At 67.1% G+C, this 16,220-nt stretch carries 16 protein-coding genes and 1 pseudogene; 8 read left to right on the top strand and 9 right to left on the bottom strand.

Going from position 1 to position 16,220, the window contains the following annotated elements:
- The first annotated feature begins 47 nt into the window (after positions 1 to 47).
- Entirely contained in the window at positions 48 to 839 is a 792-nt protein-coding gene (gene otnI, locus CUJ89_RS19045) for a 2-oxo-tetronate isomerase (RefSeq protein WP_114179055.1), read from the top strand.
- Between the two features lie 13 nt (positions 840 to 852).
- A complete protein-coding gene (denD, locus tag CUJ89_RS19040) occupies positions 853 to 1,824 on the top strand; it encodes a D-erythronate dehydrogenase (RefSeq protein WP_114179054.1) in 972 nt (323 codons plus the stop codon).
- A 21-nt stretch (positions 1,825 to 1,845) separates the two neighbouring features.
- Here the strand turns inward: denD and CUJ89_RS19035 are convergent, their stop codons facing one another.
- The 3 genes from CUJ89_RS19035 to CUJ89_RS19025 form a co-directional block, all read right to left on the bottom strand.
- On the bottom strand, positions 1,846 to 2,934 hold the full coding sequence (locus tag CUJ89_RS19035; RefSeq protein WP_114179053.1) for a lysylphosphatidylglycerol synthase domain-containing protein: 1,089 nt from the start codon (positions 2,932 to 2,934) through the stop codon (positions 1,846 to 1,848).
- Positions 2,931 to 4,100, bottom strand: a complete 1,170-nt coding sequence (gene hpnI, locus CUJ89_RS19030; protein WP_114179052.1) for a bacteriohopanetetrol glucosamine biosynthesis glycosyltransferase HpnI — start codon at positions 4,098 to 4,100, stop codon at positions 2,931 to 2,933. The genes CUJ89_RS19035 and hpnI overlap by 4 nt, the downstream gene beginning before the upstream one ends.
- Positions 4,101 to 4,162: 62 nt before the next feature.
- Positions 4,163 to 4,513 carry a hypothetical protein gene (locus tag CUJ89_RS19025; protein WP_114179051.1) on the bottom strand — a complete coding sequence of 117 codons (351 nt, stop codon included), beginning with the start codon at positions 4,511 to 4,513 and terminating at the stop codon, positions 4,163 to 4,165.
- Between the two features lie 297 nt (positions 4,514 to 4,810).
- Between CUJ89_RS19025 and CUJ89_RS19020 the strand changes: the two genes are divergently transcribed.
- From CUJ89_RS19020 to CUJ89_RS19010, 3 genes are all read left to right on the top strand, one after another.
- Positions 4,811 to 5,470, top strand: a complete 660-nt coding sequence (locus CUJ89_RS19020; RefSeq protein ID WP_114179050.1) for a response regulator — start codon at positions 4,811 to 4,813, stop codon at positions 5,468 to 5,470.
- The gene (locus tag CUJ89_RS19015) at positions 5,467 to 6,882 is read left to right on the top strand and encodes an ATP-binding protein (protein ID WP_114179049.1); all 1,416 of its coding nucleotides are present in this window, start codon (positions 5,467 to 5,469) and stop codon (positions 6,880 to 6,882) included. Before CUJ89_RS19020 ends, CUJ89_RS19015 begins: the two co-directional genes overlap by 4 nt.
- A gap of 74 nt (positions 6,883 to 6,956) precedes the next feature.
- Positions 6,957 to 7,484 carry a cytochrome b gene (locus CUJ89_RS19010; RefSeq protein ID WP_114179048.1) on the top strand — a complete coding sequence of 176 codons (528 nt, stop codon included), beginning with the start codon at positions 6,957 to 6,959 and terminating at the stop codon, positions 7,482 to 7,484.
- Positions 7,485 to 7,750: 266 nt separating this feature from the next.
- Here CUJ89_RS19010 and CUJ89_RS19005 read toward each other — a convergent pair whose 3' ends face one another.
- Both CUJ89_RS19005 and CUJ89_RS19000 read right to left on the bottom strand, forming a co-directional pair.
- A complete protein-coding gene (locus CUJ89_RS19005) occupies positions 7,751 to 8,026 on the bottom strand; it encodes a DUF4148 domain-containing protein (RefSeq protein ID WP_114181446.1) in 276 nt (91 codons plus the stop codon).
- A gap of 71 nt (positions 8,027 to 8,097) precedes the next feature.
- Complete coding sequence (locus tag CUJ89_RS19000) at positions 8,098 to 8,442, bottom strand: DUF4148 domain-containing protein (protein ID WP_114179047.1); 345 nt, start codon at positions 8,440 to 8,442, stop codon at positions 8,098 to 8,100.
- Positions 8,443 to 8,684: 242 nt separating this feature from the next.
- Here CUJ89_RS19000 and CUJ89_RS18995 point away from each other — a divergent pair, with 242 nt between their 5' ends.
- From CUJ89_RS18995 to CUJ89_RS18985, 3 genes are all read left to right on the top strand, one after another.
- Entirely contained in the window at positions 8,685 to 9,374 is a 690-nt protein-coding gene (locus CUJ89_RS18995) for an aspartyl/asparaginyl beta-hydroxylase domain-containing protein (RefSeq protein WP_114179046.1), read from the top strand.
- Positions 9,375 to 9,493: 119 nt separating this feature from the next.
- The gene (locus CUJ89_RS18990) at positions 9,494 to 9,763 is read left to right on the top strand and encodes a MoaD/ThiS family protein (RefSeq protein WP_114179045.1); all 270 of its coding nucleotides are present in this window, start codon (positions 9,494 to 9,496) and stop codon (positions 9,761 to 9,763) included.
- A 67-nt stretch (positions 9,764 to 9,830) separates the two neighbouring features.
- Positions 9,831 to 10,976, top strand: a complete 1,146-nt coding sequence (locus CUJ89_RS18985) for a WD40/YVTN/BNR-like repeat-containing protein (RefSeq protein WP_114179044.1) — start codon at positions 9,831 to 9,833, stop codon at positions 10,974 to 10,976.
- Positions 10,977 to 11,183: 207 nt separating this feature from the next.
- Here CUJ89_RS18985 and CUJ89_RS18980 read toward each other — a convergent pair whose 3' ends face one another.
- The 4 genes and pseudogenes from CUJ89_RS18980 to CUJ89_RS18965 all read right to left on the bottom strand — a co-directional run.
- On the bottom strand, positions 11,184 to 12,131 hold the full coding sequence (locus CUJ89_RS18980) for a choline ABC transporter substrate-binding protein (protein ID WP_114179043.1): 948 nt from the start codon (positions 12,129 to 12,131) through the stop codon (positions 11,184 to 11,186).
- Positions 12,132 to 12,243: 112 nt separating this feature from the next.
- On the bottom strand, positions 12,244 to 13,242 hold the full coding sequence (locus tag CUJ89_RS18975) for a GlxA family transcriptional regulator (RefSeq protein WP_114179042.1): 999 nt from the start codon (positions 13,240 to 13,242) through the stop codon (positions 12,244 to 12,246).
- Positions 13,243 to 13,633: 391 nt separating this feature from the next.
- Positions 13,634 to 14,530, bottom strand: coding sequence for a choline ABC transporter permease subunit (gene choW / locus CUJ89_RS18970; protein WP_114179041.1), 897 nt, complete (start codon positions 14,528 to 14,530; stop codon positions 13,634 to 13,636).
- A pseudogene (locus tag CUJ89_RS18965) lies at positions 14,523 to 15,980 on the bottom strand (quaternary amine ABC transporter ATP-binding protein); the annotation flags it as partial. The pseudogene CUJ89_RS18965 and the gene choW, both read right to left, overlap by 8 nt.
- Positions 15,981 to 16,220: the final 240 nt, after the last annotated feature.

Below are 16,220 nucleotides of genomic sequence, written 5' to 3'. Positions count from 1 at the left end.
GCGGGGCGCGCTGCGCCCCGCCCCATTCATTCACAGGACCCGCTGCCATGCCACGCTTCGCCGCCAACCTCTCGATGATGTACAACGAGCACGCGTTCCTCGAACGCTTCGCCGCTGCCGCGTACGACGGCTTCAAGGCCGTCGAGTACCTGTTCCCGTATGACTTCGCCGCCGAGGACATTCGCGCGCGCCTCGACGCGCACAACCTCGAGCAGGCATTGTTCAACGCGCCGCCCGGCGACTGGGCCGCGGGCGAACGCGGCATCGCATCGCTGCCGGGCCGCGAGGACGAATTCCGCCGCGGCATCGACCAGGCGCTCGACTACGCGCGCGTGCTCCGCAACAAGAAACTGCACGTGATGGCCGGCATGGTCGCGCCGGGCGCCGACCGCGCGCGCCATCGCGACACCTACCTGTCGAACCTGCGGCATGCGGCGCAGGCCGCCGCCGCGCACGGCGTCACGATCCTGATCGAGCCGATCAACCAGCGCGACATGCCCGGTTATTTCCTGAGCCGCCAGGACGACGCGCAGGCAATCTGCGCGGAAGTCGGCGCGCCGAACCTGAAGGTGCAGTTCGACTGCTATCACTGCCAGATCGTCGAAGGCGATCTCGCGATGAAACTCAAGCGCGATTTCGCGGGCATCGGCCATATCCAGATCGCAGGCGTGCCCGAGCGCCACGAGCCGGATATCGGCGAACTCAACTACCCGTATCTGTTCGAGCTGATCGACGCGCTCGGCTACGACGGCTGGATCGGCTGCGAATACCGTCCGAAGGCCGGCACGTCGGACGGCCTCGGCTGGCTCAAGCCGTACCTGACATCCAAGCATTCCTGAGAGGGCAAAGAACATGAAAGTACTGATCACCGGCGGCGCCGGCTTTCTCGGCCAGCGTCTCGCGCGCAAGCTGCTCGAGCGCGGCGAACTGACCGGCCCCGACGGCCGGACGGAGAAGATCGACGAACTGGTGCTGCTCGACGTCGTCAAGGGCAGCGATTTCGGCGACGCACGCGTGACGTCGATCGTCGGCGACATCGCCGATCGCGCGGTGCTCGACAGCGCGATCGACACGCGCACGGGCGCGATCTTCCACCTCGCGGCGATCGTCAGCGGGCAGGCCGAAGCCGATTTCGATCTCGGCATGCGGATCAACCTCGACGCATCGCGCACGCTGCTCGACGTGTGCCGCGCGCGCGGGCACCAGCCGCGCGTCGTGTTCACGAGCTCCGTCGCGGTCTACGGCGGCACGCTGCCCGACGTCGTGCAGGACGACACCGCGCTGAACCCGCAATCGTCGTACGGCGCCGAGAAGGCGATCGCCGAACTGCTGCTGTGCGACTACGCGCGGCGCGGCTTCGTCGACGGCCGCGTGCTGCGGCTGCCGACGATCAGCGTGCGGCCCGGCCGCCCGAACGCGGCCGCGTCGTCGTTCGCGAGCGGCATCATCCGCGAGCCGCTGAACGGCGAGGAAAGCGTGTGCCCGGTGCCGGGTTCGACGCGACTGTGGCTGCTGTCGCCGCGCGGCGCGATCGAAGCGCTCGTCGCGGGCTGCGAGATCGACAGCGCGAAACTCGGCAACAAGCGCGTGATCAACCTGCCTGGCCTGTCGGTGTCGGTCGACGAGATGATCGCGGCGCTGCGCGAAGTCGCGGGCGACGACGTCGTGAAGCTGATCCGCCATGCGCCCGACGAGCGCGTCGAGAAGATCGTCGGCAGCTGGCCGGGCCGCTGGGACACGACGCGCGCGGAAGCGCTCGGGCTGAAGGGCGATACGTCGTTCGCGGACGTGATCCGCAGCCATATCGCCGACGAACGGCGCTGATTCGCGCGTCGCCGGGCCGCGTCAGTGCGGCCGGGCGGATTCCCCGATGTGCAGCGGCGCGCGTTTCGTGCCGCCCGGCCGGTTCGCCGAACCGGCCGCCCACTGCCACGCCAGCAAGCCCGGCAGATAGAACAGCAGATCGCGCACGCGGCGGGCGCCGGCCAGCGCGAGACACGTGGGCGGGTCGAACCCGAGCAGCCCGCCGATCAGCACGAACCCGCCCTCCTGCACGCCCAGCCCACCCGGCATCAAGAACGCGATGCTGCTCACGAGCTGGATCAGCGCCTCGATCGCGAGCGCCTGCGCGAAAGTCGGATCGGCGCCGAGGAAATACAGCGCGAGCCAGATTTCCAGCGCGTAGCCCGCGAACTGCAGCGTCTGCCAGATCCCCAGATAACGCACGACGATGCCGGTCTTTCTCCAGATCATCCGGATCGACTGATCGGTGCGCGCCGATTCGCCGACCAGCGCATAGACCTTGCCGCTCGTGATGCGGTTGAGCGCGCGCATCGCGCGTTCGAACGGCCGCGCATGCTGCACCAGCGCGAACAGCAGCAGCACCGGCACCAGCGCGGCCATGCCGATGGCGAGGTTCGCGGCCACCCGCGCGGCATCGGACGATACGCGCTCGAGCACATACCAGATCGCAATCAGCGCGAACACGAGCTGGCTGATCAGCGTGAGCTGCATGTCGGCGACGAGGCTGGCCACGACCGTCGCCGGCCGCACGCCCGCCTTCCGCAACAGGCCGAACGACACGATCTCGCCGCCGATCCGTGCCACCGGCAACAACCCGTTGATCGATTCGCGAATCCAGACCAGCTTCAGCATCGTCGCGAACGACGGGCGGCGCGGACCGCGGATCAGCATCCGCCAGTCCCACGCATTCGCGAGCATCGGCAGGATGTGGGCCAGCGCGGCGAGCAGCAGCCCGGCGCCGGCGATCTGCAGGCGGTGCAGGATCTCCAGCGGATGCTCGCGCCAGATCAGCCACACGGCGAGCGCCAGCCCGCCCAGCGCCGCCGCGCGCCCCGCATGCCGGAGCCGCGCCTCGTGACGCGCGGACAGCCGGTCCGCGTCGGCGGCAGCGGTGTTCGTCTCGGTCGTCATGATTCGCTCGCCGGCGACAGCAAGCCTTCCCGGTCGACGTGAAAGCGCGTGCCGCGCCAGACGACATGCGACGAGAAGAAGCTCGACACGAAGACCACGAACTGCAGGAGATCGACGAACGGCAGCCAGATTGCGCCGCGCAGGCCGGCGCCGGTCGCACGGCTCGTTTTCAACATCAGCAGCACCCGCGCGGCGAGCGCCGCGACCGTCAGCCCGCAAGCAACGGCCGAGCCGCCGGAGAACAGCAGCGCCAACAGCGCGAGCGGCACCGGGTGCATCAGTACCGAACCGGCATGACCGGCGCGGTCGGCCGCTCGGATCGTGCAACTCCAGCGCAATTCATGCGCGTACAGCGTGGCGAACGTCGCTTCGACACAGGCATGCCCGACGACGAACGGCGGGATCACGACCTGCGCGCCCACCTGCCGCACCGCTTCGCCCAGCGCGTGATCCTCGGCCAGGTGATGCGCGAAACGCGTGAGCCCGCCGATGCGTTCGAGCGTCGCGCGCGTAAACGCGATCGTCTGGCCAAAGCACGGCCGCGCGCGCCCGATGAAGAGCCCGGTGATCACGCCCGGCAGGAAATGGTAGTTCGTCATCGCGACGGCGACACCGGGCCAGAAGCCCGGCGACGGGACGCCGCGATACACGCTCGTCACGATGCCGACATCCGGCTGCTGTAGCGCGCCGACGACGGCGCGCAAATAACCGCGCTCGACCAGCACGTCGCTGTCGGCAAGACAGAGCACTGAATACTCAGCGTGTTCGAGCATGTTCACGAGATTGGCGATCTTGCGGTTCGGCCCGTACATCCGCGCATCGGCGACGACCTTGATGTTCGCGTCCGGGTAGCGCGCACGCAGCGTTTCGACAGCCGCGAGCGCCGCGTCGCCCGCATCGTGCACGCCGAACAGGTGCTGGACCGGCCCCGGATAATTCTGCACGAAGAAGCTTTCGAGATGCTGTACGAGATCCCATTCGTCGCCGTGCAGCGGCTTCGCGACGGTCACGCCCGGGTAATCGCGCGGCTCCGCCGCCGCCCGGGAAAAGAACCTGCCGACCAGCACGCTGGCCGTGACCGTGTAGGCAATGCCCAGCAACACGCCCAGCCCGCAGATGATCGACATTACCCCGCCCAGCGCGCGCAGCACATGCAGCAAAACCATGCTTCTCCCCAGTGGTGACCCGTATGACCGCGACGCCGGGAACCGGCGGCGCGCACGCGGGCTCACCCGTACACGCCGCCGTATTGGCTCCCGTTGAGCCGGATGTGAAGAACGACCAGCAGACGATACGCGCAATCAGATGACACGACTACCGTGCGGCGATCGATTCCGGTCACGCGCACGTATCCGCACGCGAGCGCGGCCCTGAACGCCGCACCGGCAAGCTTACGGGCCGAAAGGATGGCAGTTGCGACCGCGACGACGATCCAGACGCGAAACGTCATCGTGGTGAAAAACGCTTCGGGTACGCGCAATGCAAGCAACGAAACCAGCACGAAACACTGAATGAACATGCCGGCCAGCGCGGCGATCAGCAGGTGGGCTCGCCATCGCTCGATCGTCGAGGGTGCCATGAAGACTGAACCTCCCGTGCGGACGACTCGCTTCGATCCGGGATCGATCGGCAGGGTCGCGGATTGACGGGCAAGCACGTTCGGCGCGTGCCGGACGCACCCGACCCGATTCGGGATCAGGGGAAGCGGAGGAGAACAACCCGAGAAATGCAGTGGCCGATGGTAGCGGGATTGCCGGCGGCAAACCTTAAGCGTTCTTCAGAATCGGGCGGCATGCGAAGCGGCTCAATTACAATCCGTTGCACGGCGCGCGCAGTCCGGCTCATACAATCGCAGACGCCCGCACACGAATCGACCATGCGACTCCTCCTTGTTGAAGACGACGACCTGATCGGCAGCGGCCTCGAGATCAGCCTGAGTCAGGCCGGCTATCACGTCGACTGGTTGCGCGACGGTCACGCGGCCGCCGCGGCGCTCGCGACCACGCGCTTCGCGCTCGTCGTGCTCGATCTCGGCCTGCCCGGGAAATCGGGAACGGAACTGCTGCGTGCGTTGCGCGATGCGGGCGATACGGTCCCCGTGCTGGTGCTGACCGCGCGCGGCACCGTGGCCGACCGGGTCCGCGGCCTCGACGACGGCGCGGACGACTATCTCGCGAAACCGTTCGAGCTGACCGAGGTGCTCGCCCGCTGTCGCGCGCTCGTGCGACGCTCGCAGGGCCGCGCCGGCGACGAGATCGCGTGGCGCGACATCACGATCGACCTGGCCACCCACACAGTGACACGCGATGCAGCGCGCATCGCGCTCACGTCGCGCGAGTGGGCCATCCTGGTTCAGCTCGTCAGCCACCCGGGCGCGCCGCAGTCGCGAGCGCGCCTCGAGGACGGCCTGTACGGCTGGCAGGAAGGCATCGAAAGCAATGCGATCGAGGTCCATATTTCGAACCTGCGCAAGAAGCTCGGCGCGGATTTGATCCGCACCGTTCGTGGCATCGGCTACGTTGTCGACCTCCAATGATTTCCCGTTCGATACGACGCCGCGTTTCGCTGATGGCGCTCGGCTGCGTGACGCTCGTCTGGCTCGTCGCCGTGTTCGGCAGCTTCCGGCACGCGACGCGCGAGATCGGCGAATGGGAAGATGCACGCCTCGTCGAATACGCATCGCTGCTGGTCAATCTCGCACCGGCCGACCTCGGTCACCTTGCCCGCTTTCCGCCGGACGCACGGGTCGAACTGGCGTCCGGCAATTCGGGATCCGGCCCCGACAACGACGGCGATCGCCTGCCGCGCGACGTGCTGTTCGAGGTGCGCGACGCGCAGGGCAACGTGGTCGCGTCGAGCCTTCCGGCCGCCGCTGGCGGTTTGCCTGATGCACGCGACCCGCGCGGCGCGCCCCGGACGATTGTCATAGGCGACACGCAATGGCGCACGCACACGCTGCGCGACCATGCGTCGGGCCGCTGGGTGCGCGTGATGGAGACCGCCAATACGCGCAGCGATCTGGCGACCGGAATCGCGCGCGGCATCGTCTGGCCGCTGATCGTCGCGCTCCCGGTGCTGGCGCTCCTCCTCTGGTACCTGATCGGCCGCAGTCTCGCGCCGTTGAAGACGCTGTCGACGCTGATCGGCGCGCGCGATGCGCGATCGCTCGAACCGCTCGGCATCGCCACCGTGCCGGACGAAGTGCACACGCTGGTCGATGCGATCGACCGCCTGCTGGCCCGGCTGCGGCAATCGATCGTGCGCGAGCGCGCGTTCACGTCCGACGCGGCGCACGAACTCAAGACGCCGCTGGCCGCGATCAAGGTTCAGGCCCAGGTGGCGATCGCGACCGACGATCCGGCGCGCAAGCAGTTGGCGATGCAGCGCGTGGTACAAGGCGTCGACCGCAGCGCGCGGCTCGCCGAACAGTTGCTGCTGCTCGCGCGGCTCGACGAATACGAACGCATTCCGACGCGCGCCGTCGTCGTCCGCGAACTCGTCGACGCCGCCATCGATCGTCATCTCGCGAAGGCGTCGGACAAGGCCATCGACATCGTGGCCGGCGACGCATCCCGGCGGGCGATCGAGGCCGATCCGATCCTGATCGGCATCCTGCTCGACAATCTCGTCGACAACGCCGTCAAATACGGCCGCCGGGGCGGCCGCATCGAGCTCGGCGTGCACGACGACGGCGCACTGCAACGCATCGTCGTGCGCGACGACGGGCCGGGTGTCGCCCCCGGCGAGCACGAGCGGCTCGGCGACCGCTTCTATCGCGGCAGCGGCGCGCAGTCGCCCGGCAGCGGGCTCGGGCTGTCGATCGTCACACGCATCGCGCAATACTTCGGCGGCACCGTGCAGTTCGAGACCGGCATCGGCGGCCAGGGCCTCGGCGTCGCGATTACGCTGCCGTCGGCGGACGCGGGTGGAGCGATGCCGCGTGCTTAACGTTTCGTTAAGGATTCGGCCGTAGAATCCGCTCGACCGATACCGTCCCGGTCGCTCGTTCATCAGGAGTCTTCATGCCCACGCCCGCCCGATATGGCGCCGTTGCGCGCTTGCTTCACTGGCTGATCATGGCGCTGGTCGTCGCGCAATATGCGATCGGCTGGACAATGCCCGACGTGCATCGCGACACGCAGCCGATCGGCCTGATCGCCGCGCACCTGATCGTCGGCACCGCGTTGCTCGCGGCGATGGCGTGCCGCGTGCTGTGGCGCGCAACGCATCGCCCGCCCGCGAGCGATCTGTCGCCCGCGATGCGCGCGCTGTCGGGCGCGACGCATGTCGCGCTCTACGCGCTGCTGATCGCGGTGCCGCTGCTCGGCTGGATCAACGCATCGTCGCGCGCCTGGGCCGTGACGCTGTTCGGGATCGTTCCGTTGCCGGCGCTGTCGGCGGCCGGCTCCGGATTCGGTCACGCGATGGGCGACGTGCACGGCATCCTCGCGTGGGTGCTGTTCGGCGGCATCTGCCTGCACGTGGCAGCCGCGCTGGCGCACCGCTTCGTACTGCGCGATCACGTCGCGCAGCGCATGATGCCCTGGTAGTCGCCCGCCCATATTTCAGCGCACCATCGCGTGCATGAGCCGGGCTGCTTCGGTTCGCGATATCGTCTGCATTCCTGTTCATCGTGCGATCGACCTGCCCGCCACTCGGGATCGGTTGGCGAGATGATCGCGACGCCGCGCGAAGCGGCGTGCGATGACAGGCATGGCAGCCGGCGCCCTTCGGCGAGGTCGAGCGGCGCGAAGGGCATGCGTACTGCCGCACCGCGAACACGACGGCCTGAAGCCACACACGACCATGTCGACACCTAGTTGCTGGTCTGCGCCGGCATGCCGGAGGCCGGCGCATGCGCAGCGGAGGCCGCCATCCTGGCCCGATCCTGCTCGGCGAGCTTCGCCTCCGCGGCCTGGATGTCCGCCGGATACTCGCCTTCGTCGCCCTTCGCCGGGTCGTACCCGGCCGCTTCCAGCCGCATCAATTCGTCGCGAACCTGTGCGCGCGTCAGCGGCGCGGCCGATTGCGCGAATGCCGACTGACCGACGATCACCCCGATCATCGTCAGTACTGCGATATATGATTTCATCATGAACTCCTTCAATGTTCCGTATCGATCAACCTGTGTGAATGCCTGACCTGCAAACGCAGGCGACTGCGTCAGCTTCCGAAATAGATCGTGCAGAAGCTCGCAGGGCCGACGCATGCGGCGGCGCGTTGGCGCGGCGACATCGTCGCCCGCTTGCCCGCTTCGGATGAAACGGCCGGATCGCTGCCGACCGCCGTGCTGGCCTGACGCCGCGGCATCTGTTCGACCTGCCGCTGGAACAGCGGGCTCACGTCCGGATACGACGTATCGGTCACGAAGCGCAGCCCGTTGTTTTCGGCGTCGATCAGTTGCTGCCTGACCTGCGCGCGCGTCAGTTCCTGTGCCGACGCTTGCGCCGCGACACCCGCGAGAGATATCGCCGCCACGGTAGCGGCCACCAGCCAATGCGTGTTCATGCTCCACTCCTTCAGAAGTCAACGAGACGACGTGCTACATCCCGTATGACGACGGAGGGTGTGCGTTTATTCCCGCTTATCGCGGCTCGAACCACGCGATCTCCCGGTTTCCGGGGCCGCTCGTGTCGGCCGTTCAACGAACTGTCATTCTTTCGTCAGCCGGCGTAACCTGACGTAACGCAGCGCCCATTGCGCCTCGGGCAGACTGACGACACCCGTTACGGATCGCTCCTCGATCGACCATGTCCGTCGTTTACGACTATGCAGCCGGCCTGCTCCGCACGCTGTACGACCGCCATCTCGACGGCGGCGCGGTGCTCGACACGGCCGCATTCCCGGACGCCAAGCGTTTCGTGCACGCATGGCCCGCCATCCGGGCGGAAGCGCTCGCCGTGGCGCGCGACCTGCCGCACATCCCGCGCTTCCACGAGATCATGCGCGAGCAGTACGACATCTCGGCCAACGACGCACGCGACTGGCGGATGTTCATCATGCAGGCGTACGGTCAGCCGTTCCCGCGCAACCTGTCGCGCTGCCCGACCGTCGCATCGATCGTCGCGGCGTCACCGGACGTGCTGTCCGCATCGCTGTCGTTTCTCGCGCCCGGCAAGCACATTCCACCGCATCGCGGGCCGTTTCGCGGCATCCTGCGCGGCTATCTCGTGCTGTCGATGCCGAAGCGCGCGGACGGCACGCCGGCCGCCGTGCTGAAGGTCGACGGCCGCGAATACCGGCTCGACGAAGGCCGCTTCCTGCTGTGGGACGACACGTTCATGCACGAGGTGTGGAACGACAGCGATGAAGTGCGGATCGTGCTGCTGCTCGATATCCGCCGGCGCGGGATGCCGCGTTTGCTCACGTGGCTGTCGAATGCGGTGATCGGCGTCGTGCGGCTCGGGATCCGGATTCGGGGGCGGTCGATTCCGGTTTAGCGCACCACCGGCCCGCGCACGCCGGATCGCGCCGGGCCGCTCCGTCCCACCTTTCAGCCTTCGCCGGATCGCCTACACTAAAAACCGTCCCCTCCGCGCGGCTCCTGCCAGCCACTGCCATGGCGCACCTTTTCTTCGCCGCTTCGATCCAGCGGCATATCGAAACGCCCGAGCGCGAAATCGACGCGCGGACGCTCGGCGAAGCGTTCGAAACCGTCTTCGGCGAGCAGCCACGACTGCGCGGCTACATCCTCGACGACCAGGGCGCGCTGCGAAAACACCTGTCAGTATTCATCGACGGCCAGCGGATACACGACCGGCAGCACCTGTCCGATGCGCTCGGCGACGCCAGCCGGGTTTATGTCGTCCAGGCGCTGACGGGCGGATAAGGGGACTGATGCGTGGGCTTCGACCAGGCGCGAAAGCGCCCAATCGGATCATCAGGAGACACCCAACATGAACGATCGATTGCTCGTCGCCACCCGCAAGGGCCTGTTCGTTCTGCAGGCCGACGGCAACGGCGGCTGGACGCTCGGCGAGCCGCATTTCGCCGGCGAGCCGGTCAGCATGGCGCTGGCCGACCCGCGCGACGGCACGCTATATGCCGCGCTCAACCTCGGCCATTTCGGCGTGAAGCTGCACCGCAGGCCGGCCGGCGCCGCCGACTGGGAGGAATGCGCCGTCCCCGTTTATCCGCCGCAGCCTGCCGACGAACCGCCCGCCAGCACCAGCGCGCATGCCAGCACGAGCGATGCGGACGACGAGCCCCCCGCCCCGAAGCCGCCCTGGACGCTTCAGCAGATCTGGGCGCTCGAAGCCGGCGGCGCCGACGAGCCGGGCGTACTGTGGGCCGGCACGATTCCCGGCGGGCTGTTCCGCTCCGACGACGGCGGCGACTCGTGGGCGCTCAACCGCCCATTGTGGGATCGCCCTGAACGCACCGAGTGGGGCGGCGGCGGGTACGACGCGCCGGGCATCCATTCGGTGATGGTCGATCCGCGCGACAGCCGGCACGTGACGGTCGGCATCTCGTGCGGCGGCGTCTGGCAAACCGCCGACGGCGGCGCCACCTGGCGCGTGACCGCCGACGGCATGGAAGCCGACTACATGCCGCCCGAACGGCGCGGCGAGCCCAACATGCAGGACCCGCATCGCGTCGTGCAGTGCGCGGCCAACCCGGACGTGCTGTGGACGCAGCATCACTGCGCGATCTTCCGCTCGACCGACGGCGCCGAGCACTGGCGGCGGATCGAAGCGCAGCCTTCGAGCTTCGGCTTCGCCGTTGCCGTGCATCCGAACGAACCTGACACAGCGTGGTTCGTACCGGCCGTGAAGGATGCATGCCGGATTCCGGTGAACGGCCGGTTCGTCGTCACGCGCACGCGCGACGGCGGCCGCAGTTTCGAGAGTTTCTCGAACGGGTTGCCGGCCGCGCCCGCATATGACCTCGTGTATCGGCACGGGCTCGCGGTGGACGATTCCGGCACGCGTCTCGCGATGGCGTCGACGACCGGCGGGTTATGGACGTCCGGCGATGGCGGTGAAAACTGGCAGATGGTGTCGGCGCATTTGCCGCCGGTGTATTGCGTCCGGTTCGGGTGACGGCACCCGGCGCCATCCGCGCAACCGGCTCGTGCTCCCTCCCGGGCAAGACGGCCTGCAGCGCGTACTGCTCGTCGTCGTCATGCCGTAACACCGCGCGTTCGGGCGCCCAGAAGCGGCGCGGCCCGCCCGCACGATGCGGGAGGGCCGCGTTTCATCACACCGGTGCGCCGTCCTTTTCAGTCGGCGCGCCGATCGCGTCGACGCTCAATGCACGCCGAGATACGCTTTCACCGCCGGCAGCCCCGGCTTGCCGTCGAGCGTCGTCACGCCCGCGAGCCACTTGTCGAGCGCCTGCGGGTTCGCCTTCAGCCACTCCGTCGCTGCCTTGTTCGGATCTTCCTTGTTCATGATCGGCATCATCACGTGGTTCTCGATGGTCGTCGTGAACTGCAGGTTCGACACGAACTTCGCGACGTTCGGGCAGCGCTGCGAGTAATCGGGCGGCGTCGCCGTCAGCACCTTCGCTTCGCCGTAGTTCGGGCCGAACACGTCGTCGCCGCCGGTCAGGTAGTCGATCTTCATCTGCACGTTCATCGGGTGCGGTTCCCAGCCCAGGAACACGATCCACTGCTTGTCGCGGATCGCGCGGTTCACCTCGACCAGCATCCCGGCCTCGCTCGACTCGACCATCTTGAACTTGCCGAGCCCGAACTTGTTGCCGTCGATCATCTTCTTGATCAGCAGGTTGCCGTCGTTGCCCGGCTCGATCCCGTAGATCTTGCCGTTGAGCTTGTCGGCGTACTTCTGGATGTCCGCGAACGACTTCAGGCCGCCCTGGTACACGTAGTCGGGCACTGCGAGCGTGTATTTCGCGCCGGTCAGGTTAGGCGTCGCGAGTACCTTGATCGTGCCGGCCTTCGTGAACGGCTGGATGATCGGGTCCATCGTCGGCGACCAGTAGCCGAGGAACACGTCGATCTGCTTGCTCTTGATCCCCGCGAACGTGATCGGCACCGACGCGATCGTCTTCGTCGGGCTGTAGCCGAGCCCCTGCAGCATCGTCGATGCGAGGCCCGTGGTCGCCGCGATGTCGGACCAGCCGACATCCGCGAAGCGCACGTTCTTGCATACGGGCGGATCGGCCGCATAAACGGCCGACATCGGCGCGGTTACCCCGATCCCGCATACCGCTGCGATCAATAGGCGCTTCATCTTTCTTCTCCTCAACGTGATGTCGTTTGCTTGAATGCGGGATCGTTTGTTAAAGCCGCGCGCCGCGATCCCGGCGACGTTGCGGACCATCTGTAAGCAGGGTTCGCGCCGGTCAGCGCCCCGGCAACCGGCGCTCGTAGCTTGGCGCATGGCCGAACTGCGCGCGGTATGCCTTGCTGAAATGACACGGCGAATGAAAGCCGCAGACCGTCGTCACGCGCGCGATCGACGCATCGGTCGTGCGCAGCAGGTCACGCGCGCGTTTCAGGCGCATCGTCAGGTAATAGTGGGTCGGCGACACGTTCAGGTACACCTTGAACATCCGCTGCAGGTGCCGCTGCGACAGCCGCACGAGCCGCGCGAGTTCCTCGAGCGACAGCGGCTCCTCGATGTTCGCCTCCATCAGGCGCACGACCTCGATCAGCTCCGCGCGCGAGAAGCCGACGCGCGCATCGACCGGAATCGGCTGCGTGTCGGTCGAGCTGCGGATGCGCTCCAGGATGAATTGCTCCGATACTTGCGCGGCAAGCTGCTGGCCGAACCGCATGCCGACGAGGTTCAGCATCAGGTCGAGCGGCGCGGTGCCGCCCGTGCAGGTCAGCCGGTCGCGGTCGACGACGAACAACTCGTCGGCGAAGCCGACCTGCGGAAACTCGGCATGCAGCGCGGACAGGTTCTCCCAGTGCACGGTGCAGCGATAGCCGTCGAGCAGCCCGCTCGACATCAGCGCATACGCGCCCGTGCAGATGCCGCCGAGCGGCAGCCCGCGTTCGGCGAGCGCCGCGAGCGTATCGCGCGCGCCCTCGTCGACCACGTCGCGGATGCGGATGCCGCCGCACACGATCATCACGTCGGGCAGGTTCGTGTAGTCGAGCGCCTGCGTGGGCCGCACCGCGATGCCGTTGCTGGCATGCGCGGGGGCGCCGTCGAGCGAGTAGATCGACCACCGATAATGGTCGGCGCGCCCGACGTAGTTCGCCATCCGAAGCACTTCGACCGCACTCGAGAACGCGATCATCGAGAAGTTCGGCAGCGTCAGGAAGCCGAAATGGGCGAGGGACGAAACCGGTGAAACGCAGGCGGCGGGCGCGACAGCGACGGCGGACGTCACATCGGTCTCCTAGGGTCTGTTTCCAGATGGAACGCACATGCGTTGCCACGAGAACGGCCGCTCGCGAGGCGCGCGACGCCGCGAATACTGGACGTATTCGCAAGGAGCGCAACGCGGCGAGCGGCCGTTCTCGTGGCAACCCCAAATTTAAAAACCATTCCACGGGAATGCCCGAAATCGCCCGCATGGCGGCGTCGCTCGTCGCTTGTTTGGCGCGGCCAAACGGCGCTCCTCACTTCTTGCCCTCCGAGCGATTTCGGGCATTCGCATGTGCGTTCCATCTGGAAACAGACCCTCGGGAGGTTGCGGGTGGGCAGCCCCGCGACGAAAGCCGCGGAAGCCGTTATCGAATCAGGGAAGGCGGCCGGAGAGTATTCCGGCCGCCAGTCGGTCAGGCCTGCGCGGGCGAACCCTTCACGCGAAAGAGCTGCTTGAGGCCCGAGAACAGCGGCGCCTTCACGGTGCCCGGCGCGCGGCCGAAGCTTTCGGTGATGCGGTCGAGAATGATCGCGAGCAGCACGACCGACAAACCGCTTTCGAAACCGAGGCCGATGTCGAGGCGCTGGATACTGGCGAGCACGTCGTTGCCGAGGCCGCCCGCGCCGACCATCGACGCGATGATCACCATCGACAGCGCCATCATGATCGTCTGGTTCACGCCCTGCATGATCGACGGCAGCGCGTTCGGGAACTGCACCTTGTACAGCAACTGCCACGGCGTGCAGCCGAATGCCTGGCCGGCTTCGACGATCTCGCGGTTCACGTGGCGAATGCCGAGGCTCGTCAGGCGCACCGCGGGCGGCATCGCGAAGATCACCGTCGACAGGATCCCCGGCACGCGGCCGAGACCGAACAGCATCGCGGCCGGAATCAGGTAAACGAATGCCGGCATCGTCTGCATCAGGTCGAGGATCGGGCGCACGATCGCGGCGACCCACTTGCTCTTCGCGGCCCAGATGCCGAGCGGGATGCCGAGCACGAGGCTGATGATCGTCGACGACAGCGTGAGACCGAGCGTGATGACCGTCTGGTCCCAGAAGCCCGTCGCGAAGATCAGCAGCAGCGACGCGGTGGCGAACAGCGCGAAACGCCAGCCCACCCGCCACAGCCCGATGCCGATGAAGATCGCCATCAGCATCCACATCGGGATCGCCTGCAGGCCGTGTTCGACGAGCGCCGCGAGGCCCTCGATCGCCTGGCCGATCGCGTCGAATGTCTTGGCGTCGTGGTCGAGCAGGTAATGGACGCCTTGGTCGACCCAAGTACCGAGCGGAATCATTTCAGACATGGGAACCTCGCGAACGCGTGATGGCTTTCAGGATAAGTGCGCGGTCGACCGAGCCACAGTAGCAGCCGTCGTCGTCGACGACGGGCAGCGCGTTCGGGCTCGCCACCACGCGGGCGACAACGTGATCGAGCGTCGCGTCGCGCCGGATGCTTTCGATCGGGCGGAGGGCCGGCGATGCGTTGCCGATCGCGTCGCGCGTGACGAAGCCGCGGATCTTGCGTTGTGCGTCGAGCACGAATGCGTATTCGGCGCTGCCGTTCAGCGACGCGGCGACATTCGCGGCGTCGAGCTTCGACACGAGGGGCACCGCGCCCGTCTGCATCAGGTCGCCGGCGGTCAGGTAGCGGCTCGTGTCGATACCGTCGAAGAACGCGCGCACGTAGTCGTCGGCCGGGTTCGCGATGATGTCCTGCGGCGTGCCGACCTGCACGAGCCGGCCGCCCTCCATGATCGCGATGCGGTTGCCGATGCGCAGCGCTTCCTCGAGATCGTGCGACACGAACATGATCGTGCGGCGCTGCTCCTTCTGGAGCTGCAACAACACATCCTGCATTTCCCTGCGCTTCAGTGGATCGAGCGCGGAGAACGCCTCGTCCATGATCATCAGCGACGGATTCACGGCCAGCGCGCGCGCGAGGCCGACGCGCTGCTGCATGCCACCCGACAACTCGGACGGCACCTTGTGCGAAAACGGTGCAAGGCCAACCTGCTCGAGCACGTCCATCGCGCGCCGTTCGCGTTCCTTCTTGCCCACGCCCGCGACCTCGAGGCCGAACGCGGCGTTCGACAGCACGGTGCGATGCGGCATCAGCGCGAACGACTGGAACACCATGCTCATGTCCTTGCGGCGCAGCGCGGTCAGCGCCGAGCGGCGCGCCGACGCGACGTCGAGGCCATCGATCATCACCTTGCCCGCGCTCGGATCGACCAGCCGGTTCACGAGGCGGATCAGCGTGGATTTGCCGGAGCCGGACAGGCCCATCAGCACGAAAATTTCGCCTTCCTGCACATCGAAGGAGACGTTGTGCACGCCGACGACCTGACCGGTGCGCTTGAGCACCTCGTCCTTCGTCGAGCCTGCGGCGAGCATGTCGAGCGCCTGCTGCGGGTTGCTTCCAAACACCTTGCACAGACCTTCGACCACGACCTTGGGGGCATCCATCGAAACCTTCTCCTCGTGTAGCGGGGACTCACGTGAGTCGTAGCGTGCCTACATAGTTGCCAGAAAAAACCCCGACCTGCCGACGAATTACGACAAACGCTTGCGCAAATACGACACGGCCTCCAGCCCCGCCAGGCGGGCCGCGGCACGCGGCGACACCCGATTGCGGCGGCGCAATACGCGCACGGCCAGCAACGACGGGCATCGCACGCCGGACTTGTGCGCAGCAGCGCGATGCGTATCGCTTGGCGTTTTGCGCCAATCCGCATCGGGCGCACGTCGCTTTGCGACAATTTCACGTCCGATCAGACTGTGTCGCGATGTTGTCCGATCAATGCGCGCCAACCGGCCGTCCCGCCGTGCAGGTCGGCTGCCTGCAAAAAGCATGACCGTACAAAAAAAGCCGCGCCGCACGATCGTCATGAACGGAAATCAGCCACGCATCGCGGCCCGTGCGCAACCCAGAAAATCCCGCATGGCCGCTGTGATACATTGCCGGCAAACACGCCGATCGCGACGTTGCCGCGG

This window comes from Burkholderia pyrrocinia (genome assembly GCF_003330765.1).
Lineage (GTDB): Bacteria > Pseudomonadota > Gammaproteobacteria > Burkholderiales > Burkholderiaceae > Burkholderia > Burkholderia pyrrocinia_B.
This window is presented reverse-complemented; position numbering and strand designations above follow the sequence as displayed.